Raw genomic sequence first — 13,811 nt, 5'->3', positions numbered from 1 at the left:
ATGGACGATAAAGTACTAAATATTCTTAACGAGCTGAAAAACAGTGGCTCATATGCATATATTGAAGCAGGAAAGCTGCAAATTAAAAAGCCTAAACAGAAAACCATAAGTCCTGAACTAATAGCCGAAATAAAGGACAACAAGCAGGCTATCATTGATTTTCTGAGTTTGTCAGAATCGTCAGCACCAAGCGAAAAAATTAGCCTTGAGAGTCGTAATGGTTTCGATAGGTTACCATTATCCTGTTCTCAGGAAAGAATCTGGTTTATCGATCGGTTTGAGGGATCTACACCCTATCATATGCCAACTTTACGTAAGATTCAGGGGAAACTGGATGTTGATGCACTTCAATATGCCTTTACTTCAGTGATCAACAGGCACGAAATTTTAAGGACCGTGTACAAAGAGGAGGAAGGGAATCCATACCAGGTGATCCTTGACCAATTGCCGGAATGGCCGGTAACCCGGTTGAGTTTGCCAGATAAGTCCCATGAAGAGATTATGAGTCTGGCAGCAGAAGAAACCAGGAAGCCCTTTGACCTGTCAGAAGATATTTCCTTGCGAGCGACCCTGATCAGGGTAACAGAAGAAAGTTACTACTTCATCATGGTAATGCATCACATTTCATCTGATGGGTGGTCTATCCCTATTTTTTATGAAGAGTTGATGGAGCTTTATCAATCAAGAATTGAAAAACGGCAATCCAATTTGAAGGATTTGGGGCTGCAATATGCAGACTATGCCTGCTGGCAAAGAAAACAACTTGAAAACAATACCCTTGATAGTAAATTAAGCTATTGGGAAAATAAACTAACCGGCTACGAACCCCTTAATTTACCCACTGATTTCCCACGACCAACCGTAAAAAGTTCAAGCGGAGCTTTGTATAGTGGTATGGTTCCGGTAGAAATAAGCCAATCTATCAATGACCTTTGTGCCAGAAGTGAAACCACACAGTATATGTTTTTACTGGCGGCGCTAAGTGTATTATTACATAAATATACCGGACAGTATGATATTGTAATTGGAAGTCCTATTGCTAACAGGCTGCATAAGGAGACGGAGCCCCTGATTGGCTTTTTCCTTAATACAGTTGCGCTCAGAAGCAAGTTTAAAGGTACTGAGACCTTTCAGGAACTATTGAAACAAGTTAGAAATACCTCTCTCGAGGCATTTCAACGTCAGGATGTGCCTATTGAGAAAATTATTGAACGAGTAGAGAGCAAGAGAGATATAAGTAGGAGTACCCTTATTCAAACCCTATTCGTTTTTCAAAACACCCCGGAAGGCGAATCTAAAGAACTATCGGATATTCAATTGGCCTGGGAATCCGTCGGACAGCATACTTCTAAATTCGATCTGACCTTTACGATTACCAGTACCGCTCATGGCCTGAGAGTCTATATCACCTATTGTGATGACCTCTTTAAGGAGGAGACCATGAAGAGAATGATGAGTCACTATAAAAACATTCTCAAGAATGTCGTGAAGGAACCGACTTTGTCTATAGATCAAATCAATATGCTGAGTCAGGAAGAGCAAAATGCTTTGTTCAGGTATGAGATAAGTGAGTATGGTTTTGAAAATGTGCATGAAATAGTAAGAGCTACCGCCAGGCAGTTTCCGGAGAAGATTGCTGCATGTTATAAAGATCAGCAACTAAGCTATGGTGAGTTGAATAGCAAGGCTAATACACTGGCTAAGCAGCTGTTGGAACAGGGGGTTGAGCAGAATGATTATGTTCCCGTGGTTATGTCCAGAGGTCTGGATTATGTGGTATCAACTCTGGCAGTATTGAAGTGTGGAGCTGCCTTTGCGCCATTGAGTATTTATTGGCCTTCAACCAGGCTGGATGAAATTATAGGATCTTTACAGGCTAAAGTTATACTGACTAATGCCAAGGGATTATCGGAAAGTGGGTTAGTATCAGATCATTTGCTTTTGGTTGATGCAAACCAGTTGAATGACAGTGAAAAAGATATATCTATAGCGGCAAAATCAGAGGACGCAATGTATGTGTTTCATACTTCCGGAACTACAGGCAGGCCTAAAGGAGTAGTTGTTCCACATGGAGGGGTAATGAACAGGCTTTACTGGATGAATGAGTATTTTGGTAAGGAAGCTGCCAGGTCTGTATTGCGTACCACACAACATATCTTTGATAGTTCAGTATGGCAGATTTTCTGGCCATTAATGAACGAGGGGCAAACAGTGATCCCCTCAGAAGATCAACTGCTTTCAGCAAAATATTTCAAAGAGATCGTATCAGGGTTTAATATTACCATGACGGATTTTGTACCGGCATTATTCAGCGAGATAGTGCATGAAATGATGGAACAAGGAGCTGGTGATGATCTGAATAGCTTGAAGGAAATCGTAATAGGAGGAGAAGAGATACAGGTAGACGCAGTTAACCAGTTTAAGAAGATTTACCCTGATGTGAGGGTAACCAACCTTTATGGGCCGACAGAGGCAAGTATTGGTTGTGTATTCCATGAAGTTAAAGAAACAAATAATAAAATCATTCCAATCGGAAAGCCGATAACCAACGCCAGAGTCATGGTGGTGAGTGAAGGAAGGCAGCTTGTACCGGTAGGGGTTTCAGGAGAGTTGTTTATCGGTGGCATCCCTGTGGCCAAGGGTTATTTACAGGAAGATAAAACTAGAGAAAGCTTTGTTAGCAATCCCATAACAGGAAATAAAGAGGAGACCTGGTATAAAACAGGCGATTTGGTAAAATGGACTTCGCAGGGAGATCTGATCTTTATGGGAAGAAAAGATGATCAGATTAAACTCAGAGGTTACCGCATAGAGCCTGGCGAAATTGAGTCACATATCATGGGGACAGAACAGGTGATCACCTGTAAGGTTATTTTGCAGGAAGTAGCATCACAAAAGAATCTGGTTGCCTATGTAGTACCTTCACCTCATTTTAATGAGAATCAACTGCTCATATCGCTAAGGAAAAGCCTGCCGGACTATATGGTACCCGCATTCATTGTGCCATTGGAAAAGCTTCCTTTGGACAGCAATGGGAAAATCAACAAAAAAGAACTTACCACAGCAACACTCGATTCGGTAGTAGCCTTGAACAGACCTGCCAATGAAACAGAAGAAAAGCTGGTGGAGATCTGGCATAGTTTGCTCGGAATACCCAAGGAAAATATTGATGTAAAAAAGACCTTTTTCGAGCTTGGAGGTCATTCTCTTTTGGTAATCAGGCTAGCCTATCAAATTGAAAAAGCATTTGGTATACAGTTATCATTACAACAACTTTTTAACTTTTCATCCATAGTGGAGCTGGGCAAGTTGATAAGTATTTCAACATCATCACAAGATCATAAATCAGAAGAAAAAGTATACGACTTATAATAAGTTAAATGAGTAGGAAAGAAATTGTAGGGCTTCTGATTGAAGCCAATGAGAAGAATATCGCACTATTTCTTGAAGGGGATAAACTAAAATACACGCTAAAAAATGATACGGTAGCAGATGAATCTTTTTTAGCGCAGTTAAGGTCACATAAAGAAGAGATCAAGGAGTTTTTAAAAAAGCAATCTGCTGATATTGTTAAGCCTCAGGATAACTCCATCATCCCTTTTGACAGGCGGGAAGTATTAAGAGTGCCTCTGTCATTTTCTCAGGAGAGACTGTGGTTTATTGACCGCTTGGAGGGGAGCTCACATTATCATATCCCTACTATTTTAAAATTAGCCCCGGGGATTGAGGAGGAAGGCGTGAAATACGCTGTTAATGAGCTAATCAATAGGCATGAAACCCTTCGCACAATTTATAAGGAGGACGGGCAGGGGCCATACCAGGAAATCTTACCGAAGGGCAAATGGCCTTTTACAGTTAGTGAGTCATCAGAGGAGGATCTTCAAAAGCATATACACCATGTTAGTAAGAAGCCCTTTGAGCTTTCCAATGACTGCATGCTGAGAGCAGAGTTGATCAAGTTACCATCTGACCATAAGGTACTTGTGTTGGTTGTACACCATATCGCGTTTGATGGATGGTCGCAACCGATATTTATTCAAGAGTTAAAAACATATTATGGGAAATGGGTTAGTGGAGATGTAACAGGACTTCCACCATTGCCGGTTCAGTATGCAGACTATGCCATGTGGCAGAGGACCTTTATGCAGGGCGATGTATTAGAAAATACCATGCTTTTTTGGGAGAAGCAATTAAAGGGATTATCACCCCTCAGTCTGAAAACAGATTACCCCCGGCCTCCCGTTCAAAGTACAAGAGGTAAAACTGTAACCTTCCCTATGCCGGATAAATACAGGGGCGCATTAAAGTTGTTTTCAGCTAAAGAAGGAGTAACACAGTTTATGGTACTTTTTGCTGCATTCAATGTGTTGTTAAGCAGGTATACGGGAAAAACTGATATCTGCATAGGAACACCTGTAGCTAACCGCTCTAAAGAGGAACTTTCGTCACTTATTGGCTTTTTTGTAAATACGCTGGCTATAAGATGTAATCTTGATGAGGATATGAGCTTTTTGCAATTGCTTACCCATGTCAAGGCCACTTTATTGGAAGCATACGAACATCAGGAGTTACCATTTGAAAAGATCATAGACCGGCTGGGTGTTTCGCGCGATATCAGTCGAAATCCGCTTGTCCAAATATTATTTGTTTTCCAGGAGGCTAATAAGGGTAACTTTAGTCGTGAGCAGGTTCAGGGATCAGGACCTATACAGATCATCTCACAATCATCAGATAGCAGCAAGTTCGATCTGACTATGTCGGTAGCTAATGATGAAAAAGGTCTGAGATTAAGTGTTAATTACTGCACTGACCTGTTTAGTGAGAAAACAATGAAGAGCTTGCTGGCACATTTCGCACAACTCATTATCTCTGCATTGGAGCATCCCGAAGCGCCTGTTCACAGGCTCAGGATGGTAGGAGAAGCCGAAGAACATAAGTTGATGAAGTGGTCGACAGGGCCAACTCAAGCGTTAGATGGAGCAGGGCTTTTGGAAATGTTTGTGAAACAGGTAAAAAAGCACCCTGATAAAGTTGCGATTGTCTACGAAAAGGAATCGATGACATACCGTGAGGTGGATGTTGCTTCAGACTATCTGGCCAAGTTGTTAAGTGAGGCAGGAGTAAACAGCAATGATTATGTAGTCATTTGTCAGAGTAGGTCTTTAGCTCTTATTGTAAGTATACTGGCAGTTACCAAAGCCGGAGGAACATATGTTCCCCTTGATCCTAACCACCCGGCCAGTCGTATGGAATGGGTGCTTAGCGATCTGGGAGCTAAATTTGCTATTGTTAATGACAGTACCACAAAGTTTTTTGAGTCGTTTGATATAGAGCTTTTTCAGGCAGATTTGAGACCTGCACCATGTAGCTATTCTGCGGCATTACGGGCACCTGATCAATTGGCTTATGTAATTTATACTTCAGGTTCTACAGGCAGGCCGAAAGGTGTGATGGTCAGGGAAAAGTCTCTGCTAAATCTTATTCATTGGCATAAGGAAAGATTCGGAGTTGATGAACACAGTCACTCAACCGTGGTGGCGGGTGTTGGTTTTGATGCATCTGCCTGGGAGATTTGGCCATACCTGCTTACAGGAGGCACATTACATGTTATAGATGATAATACAACACTGTCAGTGATTGACTTGGTTAATGTGTTTGAGTCTAAACAAATTACACACAGCTTTCTTCCCACGGCTCTGGTGCCTGATTTTGTGAAGTATACAAAAGAAAGGTCCATGAGCTTGAAGCATATGCTAACGGGTGGGGATGCTTTACCTGTCCTTGATGTATCAGGGCTGACTTATGCGGTACATAATAATTATGGCCCCACAGAAAATACGGTGGTGTCGACCGCACATCTACTCACTCAGGGTAATGAAAAGCAGGCCCCTGCAATTGGTAAACCGATTAACAACACCTATGCTATTATTCTTGATCGGCATATGAATGTTGTTCCAGGAGGAGTTGAAGGAGATCTCTATCTGGGAGGAGAGCAACTGGCCTCTGGCTATTTAAATAATAAAGAACTCACTGAAAAAGCATTTCTGGATAATCCACTGGCATGGGGTGGAAGTAAAATATATAAAACCGGAGATCGGGCCTCATGGGATGAAAACGGGGATATATTCTTTGCCGGAAGACAGGACGATCAGGTAAGTATAAGAGGTTTTCGTGTTGAGCTTGGAGAGGTGCAGGGAGTGTTTCAGACCGCTCCTGGAGTCGATCAATGTCTGGTGATGGTAAGGGAAGATAACCCGGGAGACAAAAGAATAGTGTCATATATAGTACCCACCCAACATTATAACGAGGATGAGACCCGTGATTATCTTATGGAAAGGTTGCCTAGATATATGGTACCATCAGCAATTGTTAAGATTGACCGTTTCCCATTAACGGAGAATGGGAAAATTGATAAGTCGAAACTTCCGGTACCCAAAATATCAGGAGCAGAGGCATATGCAGCACCTGTTTCGATCACGGAAAAAGCCTTGGTACCTATCTGGGCAGAGCTTTTGAAGGTCGAAGAATATAGTATAGGTATTGACGATGACTTCTTTGTAATGGGGGGACATTCATTGCTTGCGACACGTTTGGTGTCTCAAATTGTCCATAACCTGTCTATTGAACTTACAGTAAAGGATGTTTTTTTAAATCCTAATATACGAGATCTTGCAGCGCATATTGATCTCCTGGAGAAGAAGGAGACCGTGGGTATAGAACCTGCGGAACGAAATGGGATATTGCCTCTTTCCTTCGCTCAGGAAAGACTATGGTTTATTGATAAACTGGAAGGTAGTACACAATATCATATTTCCTCAACTTTCCCTTTGGGAAGTAAGGTGGATGTGGATGGTGTCGCGCATGCATATCGCTCAGTGATTAACCGCCATGAGGTATTACGTACCATTTATAAAGAACAGGATGGTGTGCCGTTTCAGTATGTATTACCAGAGCAAGACTGGAAGCTTGATAAAGTTAATTTATCGGGTGAAGAGTTATCCACTTATATGGATGGCTTTAAAAAGAGGCCTTTCGATCTTGCCGTGGATATTCCGATTAGAGGAGAATTGCTGGAAACAGATAAGGGATTCTTGTTGCTTGTTGTAACCCATCATATAGCTTCAGATGGTTGGTCTCACCCGATCTTTGAAGATGAAATGCAGACATTTTACCAGTCATGGGTTCATAGTACAGAACCAGAATTAAGCCATCTTACCATCCAGTATGCCGACTATGCAGTTTGGCAGCAATCCTATTTTAAAGGACAGTTGCTGTCAGCCAAATTACAGTATTGGAAGGAGAGGCTTACAGGGGCTCAGACACTTGCTTTACCAACAGACTTCCCAAGGCCCGCAGCCATAAGCACTGCAGGAAGGTCAATATTGAGGAGTTTGCCTAAAGAGCGTTTGTCTGAAATTAAATCTTTGTCCGAAAAGAACGGAGCGACATTGTTTATGACTATGTTAAGTGCTTTTCAGCTATTGCTTAGCCGCTATGCCGGGCAGGATGACATTGTTGTTGGTACACCCGTTGCCAACAGGGGACATAAAGAAATAGAGCCGCTAATCGGTTTTTTTGTCAATACACTCGTACTTAGAAATAAAATAGATGATGAAGTAACATTTGTAGAGCTTCTTCAACATATCAAGAGCACAACCCTGTCAGCCTACGAGCATCAGGATGTGCCCTTTGAAAAAATAGTGGAGCGTGTCGAGAAGTCGCGTGACATGAGCAGGAATCCTGTTTTTCAGGTAATGTTCCTGCATCAGATCAATAAACAAAATTCAGTTACACCTGACCATGAAGTTTCCTTTATAACTGAATCAAAATTTGATATTACCCTTTCCATAGTCGAAAACCCAGATCAAGGTTTGAAAGTAGGGCTAACCTACTGTACCGATCTGTTTTTACGGGAGACCATGGAACAGTTTTTAGGTCAGTATATTACCCTTTTGGAGCAGATAGTAGCTGATCCGGAAGTGAAGTTGAGCTCACTGAGCCTGATGAATTCGGGAGAGCAGCAGGCGTTACAATCCATTCATTATAATGCAGAACCATTACCAGAGATCCATGAAACGGTAATGGAGAAGTTTGACCGTCAGGTCTTACTTACACCGGATCATGTTGCCCTTTACGAAAGAGATGAAGAAGTCACCTATAAGGAACTGCAAGCACGATCCAATGCCTTGAGTCATCGGCTTCATGCCAAAGGTGTCCGTCCTGGTGATATAGTGGGTGTAAGTATGGAGCGTTCATCAGACCTGATCACCACCATTTTCGGAATACTCAAAGCAGGATGTGCCTACCTTCCTATAGATTGGACCCAGCCGGATTCACGCCGGGAGTACATCCTTGATCATACCGGGGCTCAATACCTTGTGGCTGATAAAACCACCGGCAGTTTCTATAAAAGTTTTGAGGCAGTTACGGTAGTTGATTACGAGCACTTAATAACAGAGTCTTCAACATCCGAAGAGGAAAACCCGGCGCATGAGTCAGGAATAGAAGATTTGGCATATATCATTTACACCTCAGGATCAACAGGTACCCCTAAGGGAGTGATGGTTGAGCACCGGTCTCTTACAAACCTGATAGAAACCATGCAGGCTCAATACCCTCTGGAGGGCGGAGATAGTTATCTGCTTAAGACCAATGTGGTGTTTGATGTGAGCTGTTCTGAACTATTCGGGTGGTTTGTATCCGGAGGATCGTTGGCCATACTACCTCAGGGCGAAGAATCAGATCCTATAGCTATAAAAGATGCGCTTGTTCGATACGGGGTGAGCCATGTAAACTTTGTGCCCTCCATGTTGGGGCTGTTTTTGGAAGAGGTAGGAAGAAAAGGAGGTTCAGGTCTTGAGTCGTTGCGTTATATCATTTCAGCCGGAGAGCCACTGGCACGTAATACAGTTGATTATTTTAATAGACTGGGCTTATCTGCACGTTTGGAGAATCTGTATGGTCCAACGGAGGCTACGATCTATGCTACAGGTTATTCAACATCTTCGTATAAAGGCCTGAGAAGTGTTTCGATAGGGAAACCCTTGCGAGGTGTCAAGGCCTATGTTTTAGACAGTGCCAACCAACTGGCAGGTTTAGGAGTACCTGGAGAGCTATGCCTGGGAGGGATAGCCCTGGCTCGAGGGTATTATAACAACCCCGAACTGACCTCAGAGAAGTTTGTAAATAATCCATACGATGGAGAATCAGGAAGCAGGCTATACAAGACGGGCGATTTGGTTCGTTGGCTTCCTGATGGGAACCTGGAATATTTAGGTCGTATAGATGAACAGGTTAAGCTACGAGGCTATCGTATTGAGTTGGGAGAGATCACGCACTGGTTAAAGGAGTTGGAAGGTGTTGCAGAAGGAATAGTGCAGCTTAGAGGAGAGGGTGAAAATCAGTATCTTGTCGGTTACTATGTAAGTGAAGAGGGATTGCTTACTAAGGACATCCGTGAATACCTGCAAGTACACCTGCCATCATATATGGTTCCGGAGTACTATGTACGGATCGAAGAACTACCCTTACTGCCAAGTGGCAAAATTGATAAGAAAAAATTACCTGAACCTCAGAGGATATCTGAAAATACCTTTCAGGCTGTGGAAAATGAGATCCAGGAGCTATTAGCAAAAATCTGGTCTGAACTGTTGAAAATAGATGAAAAGTCTATTAGTACAAATGCTAATTTCTTTGAACTTGGAGGACATTCTCTTTTGGCTATCAGGTTAATTTCAAGGATAAAAACACAGCTGAAAGTTACTGTCGCGGTAAAAGATATCTTCCTAAGGCCTACAATAAAAGAGCAGGAAAGCCATATTAATTCTCTTGAAAAGATCGAGAGGGAAGCCGTTGCAGGCCAGATCAAAAGACCGGAAAAGATACCGCTATCGTTTTCTCAGGAGCGACTTTGGTTTATTGATAAGCTTGAGGGAAGTACCCAGTATCATATACCCATAGTTATGAAGCTGGATAAGGGCACTTCTACAGAGGGAATTGCCCACGCCTACAGCGAATTGATCAACCGGCACGAAGTGTTAAGAACAGTTTTTAGAGAAGATCAAGGCGAACCTTATCAAAAAATTCTTGAGCACCAAGCATGGGCATTAAGTTATGGAGAAGCCAACGAAGACGTACTCAATGAGGTAATCCATGAGGAAGTGAGAAAACCGTTTGATCTCGCACATGATCTTATGCTTAGAGCCAAATTGATTAGTCTGGATACTGGGGAGCATGTTCTGATACTCGTTGTACACCATATTTCTTTCGATGGCTGGTCTCAGCCCATTTTTATGAAAGAGCTTGTACATTTCTATCAATCATGGAAGGAAGATAAAGCGCCAGATTTAAAGCCTTTGCCCATGCAATATGCTGACTATGCCATTAAGCAGCGGGAGAGACTAAAAGGTGCTGTACTTGAATCGAAATTGGGATTTTGGGAGCAAGTTTTAAAAGGGGTATCACCTCTTAACCTGCCAACTGATTTTAAGAGGCCGGCGATGCAAAGTACAAAGGGCGGTTTTGTGTCAAAACGACTTTCAGCCGTATTAAGTGATCAAATTTCGAATATTGGGCAGCAGCATAATGTTACCCTTTTTATGACTTTGATAGCTGCTTTTAAAGTATTTCTTTATAGATATACTAGGCAGGACGATATATGTATCGGAAGCCCTGTGGCCAATAGGCAGGATGAAGAGATTGAGCCCTTGATCGGCTTTTTTGTTAATACACTAGCAATTAGAACCGAGGTAAATGGTCAGGCCGGTTTTCTTGATCTCTTGACTAAGGTGAGGGACACTACACTATTAGCATATGATCATCAGGATATTCCTTTTGAAAAAATTGTAGAGAGGGTAGAAAAGCATAGAGATACCAGCAGACACCCTGTATTTCAGGTAATGTTTAGCTTGATTAATTCTGCTACAGATCAGTCTGTGAAGAAAAACAGTGCCATTCAGAGTATTGGAGTGTCACGAGAAAATGCGCTCTTTGATTTAAGCCTGATTGCAGCAGAGAGTCCGGAAGGTTTACAGCTGACACTGGAATATTGCTCGGATCTTTTTGAAGAAGGGACAGCTTTGAGAATGCTGGAGCAGTTTGAAACTTTATTAGAGTCAATTAGCAATACACCGGAAAAACCTGTGGGTGAGCTATCCCTGCTGCCACACAAAGAACAAGACAGAATCCTCAATGAGTTTAACCCCCGTTCGATCAGAGAGAATCAGGGCCATACTTTCCTGGAAATGTTTGACCGGCAAGCCAAAAATTATCCAGAAAGCATAGCGTGTCGTTTTGAATCCGAAGGAATTAACTATAGGTCTGTAGATAATGCTTCCTCAAACCTGGCATCAGAGTTAAAAAACAGGGGTGTTATTTCAGGTGACATGGTGGTTATTTCTATGCAACGCTCTGTTGATATGATCATAGGTATTTTAGGTATATTGAAAGCAGGTGCTGTTTATGTGCCTGTAGATCAGAAGTATCCCGATGAGCGCGTTCAGTATATTCTGAAAGATACACAGGCCAAAATCTTTTTGACCGACCAATATCGTGAAGCAGCTGATGAAGCTGATCAAATTATCATTGGAGAGTTAAACCTGTCCGAAAAGGAAACTGTGTGGGGACATCTCACAGATGTTACCCCTGAAGATACAGCGTATGTCATCTATACTTCAGGAACAACAGGTAATCCAAAGGGGGTAATGATAACTCATGCCAGTCTGGTTTCCAGGCTTGAGGAGGAGGTGAAATTACTTTCGTTTTCTAAAGATGATGTGGCATGTTTGTCTACAAATTTTGTTTTTGATGTTTCTGTACTCGAAATATTTCTAACCCTTTATGCCGGGGGTACTTTAGTGATACCCAGCGAAGAGCAGGTGCAGGATTTTGCTCTGCTGGCATCTTTGATTGGTCAGGAGGGAGTGACAGTACTTCAAGGTACTCCCAGCCAGCTGGCAGGGCTTACTGAGTACTTTGCAGATGATCAGGATTTATCTCAATTGCGATTGATCTGTATTGGAGGTGAATCATTGAATTCAACGATCATCAGGCAGATTAAAAGTGTTTTGCCAAATGTGCAGATCAATAACCATTACGGGCCAACGGAAACCACAATAGACGCTGTTTGTCTGCAAAATGTGGAGACCTTTAGGCGTAATGTTATTGGCTTTCCTTTACCCGGTGTGTATGCCTATGTAATGGGTGACAATATGGATCTAATGCCAGTTGGCATTTCCGGGGAATTATATCTTGGTGGAGCAGGTGTTGCTCTGGGGTATTTAAACCAACCTGGTCTTACGCGAGAGAAGTTTGTTGATAATCCCTTTGTAGATGGTGACAGGCTATATAAAACAGGTGACATTGTAAGGTGGTTGGCCAATGGTTCATTAGAATATCTGGGCAGGGCAGATACCCAGGTGAAGATAAGAGGCTTTAGAATTGAATTAGGAGAGATAGAAGCCGCTCTACAGGATATGCAAGGCATATCACAATGTGTAATTGATGTATACGAGAAAGTGGAGGGCGACCCATCCCTGATTGCCTATGTCGTACCTTCTCAACATTATGATGAAAGAGAAGTACTGCTTCAGCTAAAAAAGCAATTGCCAGCATATATGCTACCTGCCCATTTCATTACACTGGACCATATTCCACTTACTATTAATGGAAAAGTGGACAGGAAGGCATTGCCAGAACCTGAGCTAACAGATAAAAATGATTATGTTCCGCCGCAAAATAAGCTACAGCAGCTTTTGGTGGATGTTTGGGCGGAGTTACTCAGTATTGATAGTGAAAAAGTTAGCATTGATGATAACTTTTTCCAACTGGGAGGACACTCGCTGTTGGCTGTAAGGTTAATGGCCAGATTGAAGAAAGTCCTCTATGTACAAATGCCCATAGCTGCTTTATTTGAGTGTCCGGATATACGTTCATTAGCTCTTAAAATAGAAATGGTGATGGAGGGGCAGTCTCAGGAACAAGCGTCTACACTTATACCCATAAATAAGTCTGGTACGAAAAGACCAGTATACCTCGTTCACGGTGGAGGAGGTAGTCCAATGGTCTTTTATCCATTAGCCAGTAAACTTGGAAAAGATCAGCCGGTTTATGCATTTCAGGCTCAGGGGTTTGAAGGTTTAGACAATCCGCTTGAAACGATAGAGGAAATGGCTACTCAGTATTTAGATGAGCTATTGAAACAGCCTCATGATGGATCATTCATCATTGGTGGTTACTCCTTTGGTGGTAGCATTGCTTATGAAATGGCGCTAAGGTTGGTGCAAATGGGATATAAAGTGGAACACCTCATTTTATTTGATGCTATGGTGCCTTATGTAAAGCAACAGAACCCTTTCCAAAGCGAAGATGAACTGTTACATGGCATTGCAGAAGTGTTTTGCCTTATGTACGGAAAATCCATTAGTCTGAAGGTTGAGGATATAGCAGATCTTGATCATCATCGTAAGTTTGATAAAATACATTCAAGTGTTCTGGACTGCGGAATTGAAGTTTCGATTAATCAATTGAAAGGTTTCATTACAGTATACAGGACTAATCTTTTTTGTGAATACCATCCGGATATTAATACCAAACCGAAATTCCCTATCACTCATTTTAGAGCGAAGCAGATGACTTTCTGGCAAAAGGATAATGAGTCGGAGTTTGATTGGAAAGGCTTTACTACAGGGAAAGTAGTGGAGCATACTTTGGAAACAAACCACTGGACACTGCTTAATGTAGCTGGAGCTGCAAGGATTGGAGAAGAGCTTGATAAAACCCTTTAATAAAATAGAAGTGAAAAATTGTTTTAA

Annotated in this window: 2 protein-coding genes; both read left to right on the top strand. The window is 42.1% G+C overall.

The annotated features are described in order from the left end of the window. The gene (locus LVD17_RS26580) at positions 1-3,372 is read left to right on the top strand and encodes a non-ribosomal peptide synthetase (RefSeq protein ID WP_233763114.1); all 3,372 of its coding nucleotides are present in this window, start codon (positions 1-3) and stop codon (positions 3,370-3,372) included. Positions 3,373-3,380: 8 nt separating this feature from the next. Further along, complete coding sequence (locus LVD17_RS26575) at positions 3,381-13,784, top strand: non-ribosomal peptide synthetase (RefSeq protein WP_233763112.1); 10,404 nt, start codon at positions 3,381-3,383, stop codon at positions 13,782-13,784. Positions 13,785-13,811 lie beyond the last annotated feature (27 nt).

The sequence above is a fragment of the Fulvivirga ulvae genome (assembly GCF_021389975.1).
In the GTDB taxonomy this organism is placed as follows: domain Bacteria; phylum Bacteroidota; class Bacteroidia; order Cytophagales; family Cyclobacteriaceae; genus Fulvivirga; species Fulvivirga ulvae.
This window is presented reverse-complemented; position numbering and strand designations above follow the sequence as displayed.